Source organism: Alicyclobacillus fastidiosus (genome assembly GCF_026651875.1).
GTDB classification, from domain to species: Bacteria; Bacillota; Bacilli; order Alicyclobacillales; family Alicyclobacillaceae; genus Alicyclobacillus; species Alicyclobacillus fastidiosus.
In genome coordinates this window covers 1,483,007-1,501,903 of record NZ_CP104067.1, presented here as the reverse complement: position 1 = coordinate 1,501,903, position 18,897 = coordinate 1,483,007, and the positions used below count along the sequence as shown (strand labels likewise).

General features: G+C 54.8%; 18 protein-coding genes. 5 read left to right on the top strand and 13 right to left on the bottom strand.

Annotated features, from left to right (window positions below; genetic code table 11):
- Nucleotides 1-38: 38 nt before the first annotated feature.
- On the bottom strand, nt 39-161 hold the full coding sequence (locus NZD89_RS07405) for a hypothetical protein (RefSeq protein WP_268007094.1): 123 nt from the start codon (nt 159-161) through the stop codon (nt 39-41).
- Nucleotides 162-249: 88 nt separating this feature from the next.
- Nucleotides 250-1,074: a tetratricopeptide repeat protein gene (locus tag NZD89_RS07400; protein WP_268007093.1), complete on the bottom strand. Its 825-nt coding sequence runs from the start codon at nt 1,072-1,074 to the stop codon at nt 250-252.
- Between the two features lie 139 nt (nt 1,075-1,213).
- Between NZD89_RS07400 and NZD89_RS07395 the strand changes: the two genes are divergently transcribed.
- From NZD89_RS07395 to msrB, 4 genes are all read left to right on the top strand, one after another.
- Nucleotides 1,214-2,062: a hypothetical protein gene (locus NZD89_RS07395; RefSeq protein WP_268007092.1), complete on the top strand. Its 849-nt coding sequence runs from the start codon at nt 1,214-1,216 to the stop codon at nt 2,060-2,062.
- A gap of 20 nt (nt 2,063-2,082) precedes the next feature.
- Entirely contained in the window at nt 2,083-2,850 is a 768-nt protein-coding gene (locus NZD89_RS07390; RefSeq protein WP_268007090.1) for a YdcF family protein, read from the top strand.
- A gap of 148 nt (nt 2,851-2,998) precedes the next feature.
- A complete protein-coding gene (locus NZD89_RS07385; RefSeq protein WP_268007089.1) occupies nt 2,999-4,036 on the top strand; it encodes an LLM class flavin-dependent oxidoreductase in 1,038 nt (345 codons plus the stop codon).
- Nucleotides 4,037-4,075: 39 nt separating this feature from the next.
- Nucleotides 4,076-4,522 carry a peptide-methionine (R)-S-oxide reductase MsrB gene (gene msrB, locus NZD89_RS07380; protein WP_268007088.1) on the top strand — a complete coding sequence of 149 codons (447 nt, stop codon included), beginning with the start codon at nt 4,076-4,078 and terminating at the stop codon, nt 4,520-4,522.
- Between the two features lie 82 nt (nt 4,523-4,604).
- Here the strand turns inward: msrB and NZD89_RS07375 are convergent, their stop codons facing one another.
- The 5 genes from NZD89_RS07375 to NZD89_RS07355 all read right to left on the bottom strand — a co-directional run bounded on the left by NZD89_RS07375 (nt 4,605) and on the right by NZD89_RS07355 (nt 9,679).
- Nucleotides 4,605-5,390 (bottom strand): YoaK family protein, encoded by a 786-nt coding sequence (locus NZD89_RS07375; protein ID WP_268007087.1) that lies wholly within the window; start codon nt 5,388-5,390, stop codon nt 4,605-4,607.
- 28 nt (nt 5,391-5,418) lie between these two features.
- Entirely contained in the window at nt 5,419-6,312 is an 894-nt protein-coding gene (locus NZD89_RS07370) for an ABC transporter permease (RefSeq protein WP_268007086.1), read from the bottom strand.
- Between the two features lies 1 nt (nt 6,313).
- Nucleotides 6,314-7,267, bottom strand: coding sequence for an ABC transporter permease (locus NZD89_RS07365; protein ID WP_268007085.1), 954 nt, complete (start codon nt 7,265-7,267; stop codon nt 6,314-6,316).
- Between the two features lie 117 nt (nt 7,268-7,384).
- The gene (locus NZD89_RS07360; RefSeq protein WP_268007084.1) at nt 7,385-8,950 is read right to left on the bottom strand and encodes an ABC transporter substrate-binding protein; all 1,566 of its coding nucleotides are present in this window, start codon (nt 8,948-8,950) and stop codon (nt 7,385-7,387) included.
- Entirely contained in the window at nt 8,951-9,679 is a 729-nt protein-coding gene (locus NZD89_RS07355; RefSeq protein WP_268007083.1) for a GntR family transcriptional regulator, read from the bottom strand.
- Nucleotides 9,680-10,308: 629 nt separating this feature from the next.
- On the opposite strand from NZD89_RS07355, the gene NZD89_RS07350 reads away from it, so the two are divergent.
- The gene (locus NZD89_RS07350; protein WP_268007082.1) at nt 10,309-11,511 is read left to right on the top strand and encodes an MFS transporter; all 1,203 of its coding nucleotides are present in this window, start codon (nt 10,309-10,311) and stop codon (nt 11,509-11,511) included.
- A gap of 131 nt (nt 11,512-11,642) precedes the next feature.
- Here NZD89_RS07350 and NZD89_RS07345 read toward each other — a convergent pair whose 3' ends face one another.
- The 6 genes from NZD89_RS07345 to araD form a co-directional block, all read right to left on the bottom strand.
- The gene (locus NZD89_RS07345; RefSeq protein ID WP_268007081.1) at nt 11,643-12,881 is read right to left on the bottom strand and encodes a GDSL-type esterase/lipase family protein; all 1,239 of its coding nucleotides are present in this window, start codon (nt 12,879-12,881) and stop codon (nt 11,643-11,645) included.
- Between the two features lie 224 nt (nt 12,882-13,105).
- Nucleotides 13,106-14,110 (bottom strand): aldose 1-epimerase, encoded by a 1,005-nt coding sequence (locus NZD89_RS07340; protein ID WP_326492919.1) that lies wholly within the window; start codon nt 14,108-14,110, stop codon nt 13,106-13,108.
- Nucleotides 14,111-14,119: 9 nt separating this feature from the next.
- Entirely contained in the window at nt 14,120-15,457 is a 1,338-nt protein-coding gene (locus NZD89_RS07335; RefSeq protein ID WP_268007080.1) for a sn-glycerol-1-phosphate dehydrogenase, read from the bottom strand.
- A gap of 26 nt (nt 15,458-15,483) precedes the next feature.
- Nucleotides 15,484-16,158 carry an HAD family hydrolase gene (locus tag NZD89_RS07330; protein ID WP_268007079.1) on the bottom strand — a complete coding sequence of 225 codons (675 nt, stop codon included), beginning with the start codon at nt 16,156-16,158 and terminating at the stop codon, nt 15,484-15,486.
- 11 nt (nt 16,159-16,169) lie between these two features.
- Nucleotides 16,170-18,128: a glycoside hydrolase family 127 protein gene (locus tag NZD89_RS07325; RefSeq protein ID WP_268007078.1), complete on the bottom strand. Its 1,959-nt coding sequence runs from the start codon at nt 18,126-18,128 to the stop codon at nt 16,170-16,172.
- 77 nt (nt 18,129-18,205) lie between these two features.
- Entirely contained in the window at nt 18,206-18,895 is a 690-nt protein-coding gene (gene araD / locus NZD89_RS07320; protein WP_268007077.1) for an L-ribulose-5-phosphate 4-epimerase, read from the bottom strand.
- Nucleotides 18,896-18,897: the final 2 nt, after the last annotated feature.

The following is an 18,897-nucleotide window of genomic DNA, read 5'->3' as shown; positions in this document are numbered from 1 at the left end:
AGCCAAGGTGTGCAACGGCACCAAAAGATCGGCACAGTCTACTTGTTGGGTTTCCCCTGCTTAGCTCGCTTCGTTTCTCCCTGAATGCGTTCTTCATGCTCTTCAATGGGGAGCGTTTTGTTCGCATCGTTGTGCGTCGGTTCCGGATGTTTCTTCGACATCTTCGATTCCCCCTACCGGCTGATTTGCTGCCCTACCCAAAGGTAGTATCCGTTAGAACAAAACAGAATATGGGGTGCGAACCGCACTCTACTGAACCGGCCACCAACCTGTTGGCATCTGAACGCCAATCGACAGATACCCCCGCACATCCGGGTGGTCGTCATCGACAGCCTTCGCGACGTCCATCAAGAATCGCGCGGTCTGAACATCCCCTAACTGCTCGCGTTCCCGCACATCTTCCATCAGCCTCTGCACAAATTGGAATCTCTCCCCGACACTGAGCTGCTCACGTGCGAACAATCCGACGCTCTCCGTCACGCTGCCAACATCCTCCCACCGACCGAGTCGTGCGAGCAAGATCGGAAGGATCTCCAGCCCTTCAATCGTGAGCATCGAATTGTTCTCGTGCACCGCGACTTGCAGATGCGTATACGCTTCCTCAAAGTCCCCCGCCTCAAGCAAGGTTTGAATGAAGATGGAACGAATGTACGGCGCCACACTAGGGTTGTTTTCGACCGTCTCCCGAACGTACTCGACCGCTGCCGTCACGCTTTTCGCGCGCAGCACGTAGAGTCGCGTCATGAACATAAACAGGGAGACGACCACGAACGGATCACTCGATCTCGCCAAACACTCCCCCACCTCCCGCTCAAACGACTGCTCGTCGCCCGCCTGCAGGTGGACATCTGCGAGATACAACCGCATCGGCCACGCGTCCCGAGTCTCTTCAATCGCCGCCTGCAGCCACGCGCGGCACTGTTCCACATCGCTTCGTCCGATGGTGAGATAGGCGTCTTCGATGGCGGTCAGGCGCGACCTGGCCTCTTCGTCTTGTAATCGTTCACGTATCGTATCCACTGCGTTCATCACCAGATGGTCCGCAGATTGATTGATTTCTTCCTGGCCAGTCACGAGAAACCCCCGTCTCTGTGATTCACGTTTTGTACCATTGTAACCCGTTCGCGTGACCCTTCGCGAGTCGAACGTCTTCGCGCGTGCTATCATGGATAAGAATAGGATAATCGTCGATTTTACAAAGGAGCTACAAAAGTTGGCCGATTCTCGTGAAACATCTACATTAAGTACCGAAATTGAACGAATGACGACGCTCTCGACTCAGGAGATCTTCGCGGAACTTCACCGCGTCGGCGTCGACATCGATCAGGAAGTTTTCCGCAAGGTAGCAGGCAAACACCACTCCATAAACGCCGTAGCACGGCGTTGGGAGGCCAATCGGGGCACGTCGCCCGCCCTCCTCACCGCCGCGACCGTGGCGCTTTGGGATAGACTCTGTACCGACCTGTTTTGTTGGGAAGACTTCGCTAGCCTCATGCGCAAAGGAATCGAAGATATCCAGTCGGGCAATCGCATGCAGGCCCTCGACAAGTGGCTGAATGCCTGGAGAAGCCTGCGCAATTTCGCCGTCGAACAGTCGGTCCGGGACATCTCCGTCTTCGATGCGCAGGTCATGGAGAACGTCCTGCCGATGGACCTGTTCAGTTGGGTCCAGGATGTCGAAATGGAGCTCACCAACCAAGTGGACGAATTCCCGCAACTCGCCCAAGCGCTGCTCGACTATACGACGTCATTTCGCGATACATTTCCATCCTCTGCGACGCCAATTCTTTTGAACATGCAGAGTGCGCAAAGCGTGGCCCTGTTCGTCCTCGGTGATGCGGCGGCGGCGGACGCCATCTGCGAGGAACTGTGCAACGCGTATCCCGACGACGCGTGGACGTTCATCGACTGGGGCGACGAATACAGCCCAAGGTATCATCGCAACCCGGCACTGGTCGACGTCGAAAAAGCGCGGCGGATTTACGAGCGCGGTTTGGCAACCGCCACCGAGGATGTGGAGACGTTGCACGAGCGGATAGCGTCGCTCACGACTGAGGCGTAGTTCCTTGGAGGTGGTTGCCCATGTTTTCCCTGTTGAAAACCATCGAATCCTTCATTTTGCCACCTGGGCTGTTCGTCATCCTGATGGTTTGCGTCGGCGCGTTCGTCTATCGCAAGACGCGAGCCGCCGGCGTCTGCCTGTGGGCCTTCGCGGTCATTCTGTACGTGACAACCACCCAAGCGTTCGCGAACGCACTGATCAGGCCGCTCGAAGACGCCTACCCGCAGCCACGGCATCCTCACGGCGACGTGATTGTGATGCTCGGGGGCGGCTCCGTCCTCGGGACACCTGATATCGATGGTCAAGGCGGCCTCACGGGCAATTCGGCCAACCGACTGATCGCGGTGGCGCGGCTTTATTACATGCAGCACCTTCCGATCATCATCACGGCCGGACCAAACAATGTCGTCGCTGGAAGGAGTGAGTCCGAGGCGCAAATCGCCAAGCGTGAGCTGGTCGGCCTCGGCATTCCGGCGAATTCAATTTACACGGAGAACAACAGCCGAAACACGGAAGAAAATGCACAGTTTACGAAACCGATTCTGAACGCGCACCAGTTCGTTCACCCGATTCTCGTCACCTCCGCGTTTCATATGGCTCGAGCGGTGTTGGACTTCAAGCGTGAGGGGATTGCGGTCACCCCGTTTCCGACAGACTATCAAGCGAACGAACAGTCCGGGCGTGGGCAGTACTCGTGGTTGCCATCTGCAGGCGCATTGAACGTGACCGCGTTGGCCGTGAAAGAGTACGTCGGGTGGATAGCGACCAAAATCGGCGTACAAGGCTGACCCGACACCCAGCGCTTTAAACTAACGTTTCTATTCTTACTTACATTTTTGTAATCGCTGTCGAAAGGGTATACTCAGGCTGTACACTCAAACGTAATCTCTCCCCGAAGCGGTTAGGGATGTGGATAAACAGGGAGGGGAATGGCGCATGTTGAAACTTAGCATTCTCGATCAATCCCCCATCGCAAACGGCAGCACTGCAAGAGAAGCACTCCAACAGACGGTGCAAGTTGCACAGATGGCGGAGCGACGTGGTTATCATCGACTCTGGGTGTCCGAGCACCATGACGCGCCGACGCTCGCGGGATCGACCCCAGAAATTCTCATTGCACACCTCGCGGCGAAGACGGAGCACATCCGCATCGGTTCGGGCGGCGTGATGCTCCCTCACTACAGCGCGTATAAGGTGGCGGAGAACTTCCGCATGCTCGAGGCGCTGTATCCGGGGCGAATTGACGTTGGCCTGGGGAGGGCGCCGGGTGGGATGCCGAGATCGACGATGGCGTTACAGGAAGGTAAGGCGCGAAATGCTGTGGATTACATGCAACAGGTGGAGGACCTCCGCGACTATCTCACGGACTCTCTGCCAGAGGAGCATCGATTCTTCGGATTGACGGCCTCCCCAGTCGTGGATACGGTGCCGGAGATGTGGCTGTTGGGGTCCAGTGACGGAAGCGCCTATGTCGCCGCGCAAAAAGGCACTGCGTTTACCTTTGCCCACTTCATCAACGGCGAAGGCGGCGTCGGAGCGATGCGCATGTACCGCGACACGTTCGTGCCATCTCTACTAGCCACAGCACCGAAAACGAGCGTGGCCATCTTTGCCTTTTGCGCTGAGACCGACGAAGAGGCGGAAAAGCTCGCGTCCGTCCTCGATTTGTCACTGGTGCTACTAGCCAACGGTCAACGGTCAAACGGAACACCCACCTTGGAGATGGCACAATCGTACCCGTATAGTCGATACGAATTAGCACTGGTGAAGGAAAACAGAAAGCGGATGATCGTCGGAAGCAAAGCGAGTGTCAAACAACAGATTGAAGAGCTCGCCCGGCTGTATGGAACCGACGAAGTGATGCTGGCGACGACGACCGCGCGATTTGAGGATAGGCTGAACTCCTTCGAGTTGATCGCAGACGCCTTTGGTCTTTCAGGTACGGGTGCAGACGCACACGCCACCGCACAATGACGAGATCGCCATCGCACGTCATATTTGGAGGGATGAACCATGGCAGAAGACGACGAGGATTTGAGACAGCGACTCACTCCACTGCAGTATGAGGTGACGCAACACAGCGCTACAGAGCCACCATTCCAGAACGATTACTGGGACCATCACGGCGATGGGATCTACGTCGACATCGTCTCCGGCAAACCGCTCTTCAGCTCGCTCGACAAGTACGACTCCGGGTGCGGTTGGCCGAGTTTTACGAAGCCCATCGACCCGCAAGAGATTGTCGAAAAGACCGACTACAGCCACGGTATGATCCGCACCGAGGTCCGAAGTGAGACAGCCGACTCGCACTTGGGTCACGTCTTCGACGACGGACCGCGTGCAGCAGGTGGATTGCGGTACTGTATCAACTCTGCAGCCCTTCGCTTTGTGCCCAAAGACGATTTGGAAAAAGAGGGGTACGGCGCGTACGTCAAATTATTTCAGAAGCAAGCTGATTGACAGCGGCTATGACGACAAAACAGAGGGTCCAGTGCCGCAAGCGACACCGGACCCTCTGTTTTAGTGAACCGCCTTTACCTAATTACTGTGTAAGCGTCTGGTAACTCTGTCCGAGTACGGCGCGATGCCTGCGCCCGCCGATGATGGAAATCAGAAGCACGGCCGCTACCACGATAAGGGCACCGACGCCGATCCAGTGGTGCAAATGCAACGTTAAAACGGCCCCGCCGAGCGCACCTACGATATAAATCACCGCGGCGGCCAAGGGGAACTTCCATTGGCTTGCCTTCGGCGGTGCAACGACAGCCCCTGCCGACGTCGTTTTGAAGTCTTTCAAAAACGATTCGACGGCCGAGACCATCATGCCGGTGATGTACGTGGTGGTCACGCCTTGAATGTTGATCAAACGGGCGACCACGCTTTGCACGCCCATCGCCAACGACGAGATGGCAATGCAAAGTTCCACTTGCGCTTCAGACAACTTCGCTGCGAGGACGAGTTCAGCCGATAATACAGCCAACGTCAGCGCTTCAATCAGGATAGCGCTGATGATCCGGCGGCGCTGCCCCCACGACTGTCTGCCTGCGTTGAGAATCAACCATCCAATCACGACGCCCAAAAGGAAGCCCACAAGGGCGATTCCAGACCTGATGGAGGACATGATGTCCCCCGACACGGCTTCGATGCCCAACAGTACGACATTTCCTGTCATATTGGCCGTGAACACGTGGTCCAGCCCCAAACAACTAAATGCGTCAATATATCCACCGATACCCGAAAGTAGAAGAAGTATACTGTACACTGAGCGCTTCCCGCCAAGTTTTTCGTCGGCCTGGGCTTTAGGCGAATCGGTGTTCTTCGTAAGCAATCACCTTCCCTTCGGTGGAAGTTCAAGATTATCGATTTCCTTGCCTCGGGTCGAGCCACTGTTGAATGCCGTCGCCCAACACGTTGAACCCGAGAACCGATACGGCGATAGCGAGGCCCGGAACAATCGCCAGCCAAGGCGCCTGTCCAAGGTACCCCTGAGAATTTTGCAACATCGTACCCCAGCTCGCGGTGGGCGGTTGAACGCCGAGCCCCAAGTAACTGAGACTTGCCTCGGCGACGATGCCCGAGGCCATCGCCAACGTCGCTTGCACGAGCAACGGCGTCATGGAGTTCGGTAAAATATGCTTCCACATGATGCGGAAATCCGTAGATCCAAGCGCTCTCGCGGCCATCACGTATTCCTTCTCAAACTCCGCCAAAACTTGACCGCGAACCGTACGCACAAAGATGGGCACGTACCCGATGCCAATCGCAATCATCGCATTGCGCGCACCCGGCCCTAGCATGGCCGCCAGGACCAATGCCAAGATCAAAAACGGAAACGCCTGAATCGCATCGATGATCCGCATGATCAACCAGTCATCGAGAAATCCGCGGTAATACCCTGTGACCAGTCCAACCGGAATCCCGACCACGAGTCCGACCACAAGCGCACCAATGGAGACTTCCATCGAAGTGCGTGCCCCGATCATCGTTCGCGCCAGTTGATCCCGCCCCAACTGGTCGGTCCCGAACCAGTGATGCGCAGATGGCGCTTGGAGAAGATTCGTGTAGTCGTTGGCATTTGGCCCATATGGAGAGACGAGTGGGGCAAAGATGGCAACGAACACGACCACGCCAACTATGATACCACCAACCCACAGTTGTCTGTTACGGAATAGTCTACGCGTTCGCTTGACTCGAACGGCGGCGGTTGAAGCCGCGGCTGCTTCCTGGACGATGTTCTGATGTAACGCCATCTTACGACTTCCCTCCATTCAAGCGGATGCGTGGATCGACGATGCCGTACACGAGATCTACGGCCAAGTTGACAATCACGACGATCAACGCCGCCACCATGGCCGCGCCTTGCACCGTCGTGTAGTCGCGACTAAAGACGCTTTGTACGAGCAGTTGTCCAAATCCAGGCAGAGAGAAAATCTGCTCCGTGATCACAAGGCCGCCGAGAAGTCCGGCAATCTGCAGTCCACCGGTTGTAATGACTGGAATGAGTGCATTGGGAAGCGCGTGGCTCACGATGACAATCCAACCGCGGAGCCCTTTTGCGCGCGCGGTGCGGACGAAGTCTTGGTCGACCACTTCCATCAAACTGGATCGCAGCATGCGCAATAACACAGCGGCTTCACGAATCCCAGTCGCCACCATCGGCAGAATCATCACCGACAGGTTTTGCCCGGGGTTCTGCCAGATTGGCACATAACCCGAGGACGGGAACAAATGCACTTTCACGGTGAACAACAGGAGAAAGATCAGTCCAATCCAAAACGGTGGAACGGAGAGTCCGACGGTCGACGTGAAGAGCGCGACGAAGTCTGCCCATTTCCCGCGATATACCGCGGCTAAAATACCCAGTGGAAAGGCGATGAGAAGTGCCACGACAATCGTCCCAATGGCCAATTCCACTGTGACGGGCAATCGCTGCGCGATGAGCGAGGAGACAGCCTCGTGATCGATGAGCGAGGAACCTAAATTCCCGTGAAACAATCTCCCCATCCAATCGACGTATTGGACGAACAGCGGCGCGTTCAGCCCCATTTGCGCACGCAAAGCCTGAACAGCAGCCGGTGTGGCATCTTGGCCAAGGATGATTTCAGCCGGATTTCCTGGAATCAAGTGAATTAAGCTAAAGACCATGATACTGAGAAACAAAAGTACGGGAATCATCGTCAGAAGTCGTTTTACGACGTATGCCATACCTGGAACCTCCCGGAATTACAACTGCGCGCTTCCAACAGGGCGCTCGCTGGAACACGGGTTCCAGCGAGCGAAGTTCGACCCTGTAACCAACTTGCTTTGAGAAGATAGGCGGCATCAAATGGACATGTTGGCAATTCTGAAGACCCCGTCGGGATAAGCTTGGAACCCTTGCAGATTTTTCGAATAGGCATACGTATTATTTTGAAAGTACAAGAAGATATAAGGATCTTGCTTATGCATTTCGTCCATGAACTGCGAGTACGTCTGTGCCCGCTGCGACATGTTCGCTTGTGTCCGAGCTTGCTCGAGCAGCTTGTCCACCGTGGGGTCGCTGAAGTTCGAACCGTTCTCAGATCCGCCCGTGTGCCAGAACTGATAGGCGTTCTGATCAGGGTCGATCCGCCCGGACCAACCGAGTGCTGAAGCTTGGAAAGCGTGGTTGGTGTTGTTCGACAGCAGCGTGCCAAACTCCAATTGCTGAATGTTCATCTTGATGTTGTACTTCTGCAACATACTCTGAATAATCTGGGCGGTTTCGGTACTGACAGGGCTGTTGGCGGTCTGGAAAGTAAACGTGAACCCGTTCGGCTTGCCGCCCTCTTTCAGCAACTTCTCAACCTCGCTGCCGTTCGCAGCCGGAGGCGTGTCCTGTTTCGCGTTGTACACGGGTGATTCAGGGCTGAATGGCCCCCACCCTGGCGATGCCTCGCCTTTAAATACCACGTTGACGATGGTTTGCCGGTCGATGGCGGCGTCCACCGCCTCGCGCAAGTACTGGTTGTTAAACGGCGCCTGCGAGCAGTTCAGGTAAAAACCCTGATATCCAAGCCCCGCCGTATTTGAGACGACAAAGTTGGCGTTTTGTTTCAGCGAAGCCAGTTGCTGAGCTGGAACTTGGTCTGCCAACTGAATGGCGCCGCTTTCCAAGTTCGTCAATTCCACGTTCGGGTCGCTAAATGCCTTGAACGTCACTTGCTGAATCTTTGGGGCGCCCTTCCAATAATCCTTGTTGGCCGTCAACGTGATGTGGTCGCCCTTGACTCGGCTTTGGAACGCGTACGGCCCAGTTCCAACCGGATGGTTTGGATAATTGGCTCCTTCCTTCTTCACTGCCGTCGGCGACACCATCATTCCGGCCCTGTCCGTGAACACGCCAAGCAACGGGCTGTAAGGAGTCTTGAGGTGAAGGACGACGGTGTTGTCGTCGGGCGTGTCAATCGTCTGAATGACACTTACCTCACTCTTTCTCGCTGATGTGGGAGCTAAGTCGCGCTCGAGATTGAACTTCACAGCGGCCGCGTTGAACGGCGTCCCATCCTGGAATTTCACTCCAGTTTGCAGGTGGAATGTATAGGTCTTACCATCCTGCGAAATCTCGTACGACTTGACGAGATCCGGTACAATTTTGCCGTCTGGTGTGAGTGCAAAGAGCGTGTCATAGATGTTGGCCATGACCTGACGGTCGACGAGCGCACTCGACAAAGCGGGGTCTAGCGTTGCCGGGTCCGCTTGTAAGCCAACTGAGAGCGTACCGGTTTGACTCGTCGACGAGGACACCGAAGGATTGCCGCTACTGTTTGAATCGTTGGTTGTAGTGCCACCACTACTTCCACATCCGACTACAGCACCCAATGCAATCAAGGTTGATACAGCCGCAAGCGTTGTTCTAGTTCTTCTCACCTAACTCAACTCCCCTTCTTTATATAGCGCGACACCGGCCGGCGGAAACTCTACGTTGAATCCGTCCGAACTCGCCGCGTATCGCTCGATAACTTGCTGATCTTTGTTGATATGCCGATACATCGCATTCTGCGCTTCAACTGGATCCCCAGCTTTCAGGGCTAGGTAGATATCTGTGTGCTCTTGAAGAATGTTCGTCTGCTGCTGGTTGATGTCCAGAACCAGGGAACAATAATATTGAATAAGTGCGGACACATTTTCCATGATTCGAACGAATCGGCCATTCCCACCACACGTCCAGATCACTCGGTGGAACTCGTTGTTCAGTGGAATGATTCCTTCCATATCCCCGACTGCTAAACAGTGTTTCGTCTCCTCTATGTTCGCTTCTAGGCTCGTCTGCAACGCTTGAACGTCGGGCGCTTCAAACCTTCGTGCAGCCATTGCCGCCGCAGCGGGTTCCACGGCCAAACGGAGTGCTGATATCTCCTGAAAATCGTGAATAGTCGGTACGAAAACGCTAATGTTTCCATTTTGTTCTTTAAGTAGCTGTTCGTTCGCCAGCAGGCGAATCGCCTCTCGAACCGGGCTCCGACTCACCTGCAACTCACCAGCGAGTTTCGTTTCGACAATTTTTTCACCTGGCTTGAGCGTGCCGGACAATATGGCGCCTCGCAAATGCTCATAGACCTGATTCACCAAAGGTACAGCTCGTTGAATCGGCTTCACTTTACCCCCCCTTCCGCCAATCGATTCACCCATATTGGTCAGTTCACGTGATCAATCGGGGTATTTCACTACCGCCGTCGACCGTCGACCGTATCCAGGTTACGAAGATTATAAGACGTAATTTTCAGACTCGTCAATGATTTTACCTCCTTTCCCTGAGGTTTTTGTCGAAAAGATTAGATAATTGTTTCGATTGTTTGACAGAATGCGCGAGACTTCGACAGTCCCTACCTTCCATACTGAAAGTGGGTGATGACGAGTGAAATCGTATCTCTATGTCTGCCGAAAATGCGGATACAACACGGCCACATACGAATTGATGAATCGGTGTCCAGATTGTCGCTCTGACCGGAGGAAATTCATTCGAATTGGCACCTCAGAAGACCAAGACATTGAGGAAAAAATGTCGCTCCTTCAAACACTAAGTCTGGAAGAAGCACTAAAGCAATTGGGTATCTAGGTAATGGGCGTCTCTCAAACGAGGCGCCCCCTTTTTACGTAAGTACAGTCGAGAAGGGGGAATGGGTTCGTGCTGCCATCGCCGAACACTCCTTCTCATATAGTAGGAAACAGGATACACTCACGCTAGGTCTCGCGATGGCCTACTTTGCCGTAAAGGGAGTGCCTCAATGGCCACAAATCGGATCACCTTATTTTACATAGTGACGATGTTTTACTGGTTCTCCACCTATACCTACGTCCCTTTATTATCTCCTTATGTCCTAGCGCTCGGTGGGAGTCTCGCGATGTCGGGGGTAATTATCGGATCGTATGGGTTTTCACAGATGCTCGTTCGCATTCCACTCGGTGTATGGTCAGACCGAGTCGGCAGCAGGAAACCATTCATCATCGGCGGCGTAGCAGTGGGTACACTCAGTAGTCTCGGCTTCGCGCTCACGAGTTCCGTATGGGCGGCGCTCATTTGTCGATTGCTCGCCGGAGTCGCTGCGGCGAGCTGGGTCGTATTTACGGTTTTGTACGCCAGTTACCACAGCGATGAAAGCGCCCCCAAGGCGATGGGGATCATTAGCTTCTTCACGTCCATTGGTCAGCTGCTGGCCACGACACTCGGCGGGATCGTGGCACAACGATTCGGATGGCACGCGGCATTTTGGTTAGCGGTCGTCGGTGGCACACTCGGGTTCCTCATGAGCTTCGGAATCAAAGATAACCCGCCCGCCAAGGACGCCAAAGGGATTCAGCCCAAGGAGCTCATCGCGGTCGGCCGCGACAAAATTGTGCTGGGCGTCTCCATCCTCGCTGTTCTGGCTCAAATCATCACGTTTTCAACCATGTTTGGCTTCACGCCCGAAGACGCTACACACCTAGGTGCTAGCAAGATAGATTTAAGTTGGCTCACCCTCGCATCCACACTGCCGAACGCTCTCGCGTCACTGTACAGTGGCGGGATTCTATCGCGAAAACTCGGTGAACGCAACGTCGTCGTCATTGGATTTGCACTGTCCGCGATCTTTACCTGTGTCATCCCAACCGTTCATTCACTCAATTGGCTATACGTCACCCAGGCGGCCAACGGGCTCGGCCAGGGCTTGTGCATGCCGGTGCTGATGGGCCTCGCCATCAAACATATCGATTCCGCCCGGCGTGCCACAGCGATGGGCTTCTATCAGGCGATTTACTCGCTCGGTATGTTCGGCGGTCCGTCTTTGGTTGGCTGGATTGGGGAATCGTTCAGCCTGAACACCGGATTCTTCTGCGTAGCCACCATCAGCCTGTTCGCCGCAATGTGTACGTTCGTGCTGGCGCCAAAACCACACGCACGCCGTGGACCAACGATGGAATCGGCAGACATCGGCCAATCAACTCGCTAAGGCCGCGCAAGGCCCAAACAGGCTGACCCCCATCCGGGCCATCTTATCGCACAACACCCGCGAAAACAGGGCTGTTCTTGAGCGAGTGCCGCCGAGGAATAGCCCGTGAGCACGACAGCGGAATCACAGTGTCAGCCCTTTGCAGGTTGAGCTGGATTTAGAATCACGAAGTCGCCGGACTTTGTCCCCTTCCATGTCATTTCTCCAGACACAGCGGAGGTCGTCTTCACAGGCGTCAACGTCTTTCCCGCGATTTGATACAACTTTGCACCCTTGGCAATCGCCCGATTCTTGATGGTAAGCGTATATGCCTTTGTAAATGTAGCGTTAGAGTCAAAGTTGAGCGCGAGCTCCACGGCAAAGTCGCCACGTGGTAACTCAGTCGCGATTGCAGATGCGGCCCCCTTGGGAAACTGTTGACTCGTGAAGTCCACTTCGGTCGCTTCCTTGAGCGCGGACGCAGGAACGGACAACGTAACATCACTTCCATTCACATTTCCCGACGTGGTGCCTCCGCTTTGGGCAATCGCCCCCACCAATAGGTCAGTTACCCCACTCTGCGCCCCCGGCTTAGCTTGCTTGTTGAGTAAAGCTTTCAAGGCCTGCTCGCCGACTTGCGCAAGCGCACTCTGCCCACGTACCGTTGGATGCACGTCACCCTCTGCTATCCGTACGAAAGAGAGCTGATTTCCGCTGAACGCGCCATGCGCGTCAGCGACCGCGACGTTGTGGTACTGTCCCGCGACGTAGTCAATCTCTTGATTCTCAAAAGCTTCAAGTTGCTCATCGACCGTGGATAGCACAGAGGAACTGGGAAAGGGATCATACAAGTTGTACGCGACAATCGGCGCAGAGGTCTCGGTACGAATTTTAGCGATGATATTCTTAAAGTTGGAGCCAAACTGTGCAAGTACTTCCGCCGCCGCCGCCTGTTGTTCCGGCGTGATGGTCAGAGCAGTCGACTCGTCAGTGGAAGTCAGCAGTCCTTGCTCACTGGCCCACTGAAGCAGGTCATTGCTGCCAATATCGAGCGTGACCACTGATGCACCGCGCACGGCCCGACTGAAGTTGGGCGCACCGAGAGCGGCCAACAAATCGGCCGAGGTCCAGCCGGGGACGCCGAGATCGGATACGTTGAAATGGTCCGCCTTACCGATGAGATACGGATACGCAGACTTGGAAACCAAGGAATTATTTTCAGTGTCATTTAAATTATAACCAAATGTGATAGAGTCACCGAGTGACACCAACGTGCCCTTGCTGACCGGAACCTTTTCACCTGCGATGGCGACGGCATTCATCACCATCCCAGATGTGAGCACGACGGCCGCAATCATCGCCTTGCCCACATGATGCACCCATGTCCACATACGCTACCACCCTTTTCTCTGTAGCCCTGTTATCGCGAGGTCGAGCCCATTCTGGCACGTGCCGTAAGTCTAGTCGTACTTTTCATAGTACTGGAATATACCGACCCGCACAATCGCTCCCTGCTCGTCCGACATCGAGTCGCGCGAAGGCAAAAAAACAGGTACGTAAGAAGCGACGTTCGCCACTCACGTACCTGGTCGTACCCGGGGAATGATAGATTTGATCAATATACGACGTCTTCGACAAACAACGTGCTCGTCTCTGACCAAGTTTCCCCTTCTTCAAGGACGACGAGCCCTGTCTCTTCGCAGGGGAGATGGAGGTTTGGCGCATTTACGACATTGATTTGCGGTTCCGGGCAAAAAAATGAACCACCCGCCTCGTTATTCCAAATCATCCAATGGCGATATTTTACTCCTACATCGTAGACCAAGCGGATGTTTTCACGCCTATCTGTCACCGTCGCGCAATTTCGCCCCTGCTCGGGTCGTGCGGTGTAGTGATTGTCCATTGGCTCAAAGAACGGACTAATTCCGGACGTTTGCATCATCCGCTCCGCCGGTGTCAGGTCGAGATAGTTGCCGGTCGGCAGCATGCGCTCGCTCATTTCGAAACGGTTTCCTACCGTCGCGGTGAACACGTAGTCTCGCTCCGTGCTGCGCGCTGAGAAAGGCACATTGATAGCGGTGTGGAAGCCAAGCATACAAGGCATCGGTGACGTCCCCTCATTTTCGACGCTCACCGTTTGCCGCAATCCACTGCTCGACAGACGGTACTCGATGTCCATGCGAAAGCGATGCGGAAACGCGTTGTAGACGGGATGGCCCTCGTCGACGACCAAGGTGAGGACGACGAATGAATCGTGGTCACCTTCGCCGGTGGCGGTGACATCCCAGGCGACACTGTGAAGAAACCCGTGTAGGTGATTGTTCCGGTTTGGTTCGTTGATGGGCAAGTGATACGTGTACTCCCCGATGGGAAATGACCCATCTTCAAAGCGGTTCGGAGGAAATAAGACTGGGATGCCATGTTGTGTTGGAAATGCCTTGAACTGTGGCATCTCGTCGGCCGTCGGCTCGCGCAAAAAAGAGAGTCCTCGTTCCACATCTCGAAACGAGATCAGATTTGCACCGATGTCCGGGAGGACAATGGCCTGAAATGGACCGTATTGTAAACAAACTGCCCTCTCGCCGTGGTACGTCATTTCACGCACGCGATTTGCTATCACGACGCTCCCTCATTTCTTCACAACTTCAAGTGGTTCAAGGATGTTTTGGGTTGCCCGGTGCAACTCGCCCTGTGACGCTAGAAAATCAAAAATTGTATAACGAGATCGAAGTTCGTTGGCGTGAAGAAAGGTCTCGCGCAAGGTATCAACGGTGAGGCCAAGAACGTCGACCGTCTCCGGAATGTCCATTTCCCGAAGCGCCCTCGCCGCGGATGGCAACATGGACAATTCCGGCTCGAGCTCTTTTAAGACAAGCGAGATGTCCCTCGTTTGAAAGTCGCCGTCGTGCTCGCGATGCCAACTTTCCTTATCTCGAAACACGGTTAGGATCTCGCCCGCCCCATCGCCGTAGAACTGACGGATCTGAGCCTCGCGTTCGGGTGTCAACGCGGGTGCCAGTGGCGTCTTGATGGACGCTAACTGAGTCAGGGCCCGATAAAAGCGGATCATCCACTGTACGGCGTATCCAACTTGCAGACCGTGCGATGCATGTGGACGTACACCTTGATAAGCAAGGAGATCCCAATAGTGTGAACAGTGATGCTCACTTCCACTGCACGGGCGCGAATTCCCCATCATCGCCATCGCGATGCCAGAGTTGATGAGGCCGACGAACAGATTCTTGGTGCTCGTTTGATCGCGCTCCCGCAACTTTGCTGCGTGCTCAATACAATATTGTAAAGGCGCCAAGACCATCTCGTAAGACTTTGGACAAAAGTATTCACCAAACAGGACGTGACTCAACTTCCAATCGAGGAGTGAGATGGTCTTGCCGATCAAATCTCCAAACCCGGATTGAATTAATTCAAATGGTGCGTCGGAAAGGATCTTGGGCTGAACGAAGATGGCTTTCGGAGTGTGCGCTGGAAGCGTCGTCTTCACGCCGTTGAACTGCAGTGCGGCGACGCTGGACGCGTACCCATCCATCGATGGCGCGGTGGGGATCACGACATACGGAATTCCTTCCTGATACGAAGCGTATCGTGCCACATCATTGATGACGCCACTTCCAACGGCGAGCACCCCCTTCGCACCAGATTGCACGATGTTCTGGCGGACCGCTGCTATCGCCTGTTCATCTGGGAGCAAGTCGTGATGCGACGAGAACACGTGGACGCCGCATGTCACCCCTGCACCCAGAAGGTGCTGGTACACTTGATCGCCAAAGACCTGATATGTATTAGCATCGGCGACGAGCAAGACCCGCTCCAAGGATTCCCCAAGGAGGTACGGGGACAAGTGATCCAACATCCGTTCGTCGATCGCGATTTTTTCAATGGGAACCTGATGGTCTCTCCCACACGTGCACGACTGTTTGCTTCCCAGCAGCGCATACGGTATGTCCATTGAGCGCTCCTCCTCGTAGGGCTTGCTTAAAACTCAAGAAGATGTAACAAGTCAGAAAACGCGTGGATGATGAAATCCGCGCCCTGCAACTCCTCGGCGCCGGCGAACCCACCATAGTCACACCCCACAGTCGGCAGGTCGTTCATCTGTCCCGCTTCGATATCCGAATAGCGGTCGCCGCACATCCACGCCGATGCCAATCGATGCTGGCAGAGCACGAGTCCTACTAAATCGACCTTCGACGCCGTCTGGAACTCCCCTGCACTGTACAATCCAGAGAACAGGCGCGCGCACGACATGTGTTCGATCACGTTTCTCACATACGACTCCAATCCGTTGCTCGCGACAAACAGTTGGTATCCCCTCTTGTGCAACTGTTCTAACGTCTCGGTCACATGCGGATACATCGCGCCGTATCCATCGGCTAGAAATTGAAGTTGATAGCTTAGGAGCAATTCGTTAGCCCGATGACGAGTCGCCTGGGAGGAATTAGGCATCACTCTGACCCAAATCTCCTCCAAAAGTAGCCCCAAACTGTTCAGAAACAGCGACTCTGGGGGCGTTTCACCGGAAAACAGCCCCTCGCTTCGCAATTGCGCAAACGTCGCGTGATACGCTGGGATAGACAATGACTCCGTTTGGAACAGCGTACCATCCAAATCGAAGATGATCGCCTGCGGACGATTTCGCTTCGAATTCACCAGTGTCCCCCCTACCTGCAGCGGATCCAGACTAGCATTTCTCCGAGCCCCCGATTCCCCCACAGGTAATAGGGAATGGCCCGAACAGGAACTGCCTGCGAATTCTGTGTGAGCGGACGATACAACGCATTGCCCCACGACAGTTCATCGTCCCGATACGCATCCGCGTACACCTCAACGATGCCACCGAATAAATTCGCGTTAAACTTTTCCTCCAGCTTCACGTCAGGCGCTAAAGAAACTGCACCAAGGTTCTCCCCGTTATCCACCTGTTCCAGGCAATACACCAGCGGCCCCCGCACAATGGCCACTTTCCCGGCGTTGGCACGGACTTTCGGATTCGCCTGTACGAGTTCCGGAATCATCGGTAGAATCCACTCGACCACATCTTCGTCACACCAAGTTCTGTAAATTTTTACATACCCGTTGTCCACTCGCTCCTCGACGGAAACCGGCACGCCGTTGACCTTTAACAGTGCCTCGCGGTTGCACCAAGCAGGCACGCGCAGTGCCAACGTGAACCGTTTCGGAGCCTGTAAGGCGACCTGCAGCCGGACTTCTCCACTCCAAGGCAGGTTGGATTCCTGATGCAACTCGACGTCGTCGCCCCCCACCTTGACAGACAGGTGACTGCCGATAAACAGATTGGTAAACACGGTGTTCTCGTTCACGGCGTAAATGTATTGACCGAGGGAGGCAATCAGTCGCGCGACGTTTGGCGGGCAACACGAACAACCAAACCACTTTTGGCGCTCTGCCTTCACGTGAAATTTCTCCGGGCTCTTTGCGCTCGCCTCCGGTACGACCTCAAGCGGATTTACGTAGAAATAGCAGGTTCCATCAAGGGACATGCTGCCGACGACGAGGTTGTACAAGGCCCGCTCGATCACATCGGCATACTCGCTTTTCGCTTCTATTTGAAGCATGCGCTGGGCGAAGAAAATCAGCCCGATAGAGGCACACGTCTCGGCGTAAATCGTATCGTTCGGCAAATCGTATGCATACGAAAACGCCTCTCCGTGATGTGTCGATCCAATTCCGCCAGTAATGTACATTTGCTTGGTTGTGATATTCTCCCACAATCGCAGACAGGCGCGGTATAGTTCCTCGTCTCCTGTCAAGCGCGCCAGATCGGCCATCGCCGTGTACATGTAGACCGCGCGGACCGCGTGGCCAACCGCCGTATCCTGTTCACGCACTGGCTGGTGGCTTTGATTGTACGTCAAGTCGGGTTTCACAGTGGTGCCCGCATGCCAATGGGATTGGCGTCCACGCGATTCCCATTCCTCGAGAAAAAAGCTCGGAGCTTTCCCTCGTTCGTCGATGAAGTACTGACTTAACCGCAGATATCTAGGTTCACCTGTGACCTGGTAGAGCTTGACCAGGGCTAATTCAATCTCCTGGTGGCCTGGATAGCCTTTGATTTGATTGGGGTTCTGACCAAAGACTTCATCAATGTAGTCCACAAACCGACACATCGCGTCGAGCAATTGGCGCTTTCCTGTGGCCTGGTAATAGGCGACAGCGGCTTCTATCATATGCCCCGCGCAGTATAGTTCGTGACATTCGTAGATGTTGGTCCAGCGCTTCGACGGCTCCTTGATGGTGTAGTACGTGTTGAGATACCCATCCGGCTGCTGCGCTCGGACAATGAGTGAGATGGTTTCGTCGGCGATACGCTCTAGCTGTGGGTCTCTATGTGTAGCGAGGCTGTAGGACACAGCCTCCAACCACTTGGCAAGGTCACTATCCTGGAAGACCATGCCGCCAAACTCGCCGTCCTGTTCACCGGCGGCCACTTTGAAGTTGTGAATGGCATAGCTCCGCTCAGCGTCCGGGATGTCGTCGTTGAGCGCACCCCACTGATAAGGGATCACGGTATTCCGGACCAAATCGGCATAGTTTGACCAAAATCCGTCGTCTAGGCGAACTTGGTGAAGCGAGATGGTCGTCGTTGCAAGCCCGTTCATTCCATCACATCCTCAATCGTATTTATCGCACTCCTCGACAGTGCCCAGTTGCCTGGCGCTGCGGGTGTCGGGGTCCCCTAGCGCTGACCATAGTACGCGTGGACGCCATGTTTACGAAGGTAGTGTTTGTCGAGGAGAGCCGGCTGCATCGCCTCGATGGACGCGTTGAGCGATACCGATCGGTACGCGAGTTTGGCGACCTCTTCTAGCACCACTGCGTTGTGCACAGCGTCAATGGCGTCTTTGCCCCAACAGAACGGTGCGTGGCTGTGGACGAGAACGCCTGGCATCGCGGATGGATCGGACTGCTGCATGGTTTCGACGATGACGTTGCCCGTCTCCACTTCGTAGTCCCCGTTGATTTCGTCGTCTGTCATTTCGCGCGTACACGGAATACTTCCATAGAAGTAATCCGCGTGCGTGGTTCCCAGGGCCGGTATCGACCGGCCAGCTTGTGACCAAATCGTCGCCCATGGAGAGTGCGTATGGACAATCCCCCCGATTTCGGGGAACGCCTGGTAGAGGACTCGGTGCGTGGGCGTGTCGGAGGAAGGGTTTAAATCCCCCTCGACAACATTCCCCTCCAAATCGACCACCACTAAATCGTCCACCTTCAACTGCTCATATGGAACGCCACTCGGTTTGATGACAAACAGCCCACTGGCCCTATCGATTCCGCTCACATTCCCCCACGTAAACTTCACCAAGCCGTGCCGCGGCAATTGCAAGTTGGCCTCCAACACCTGTTCCTTCAATTCTACGAGCATTC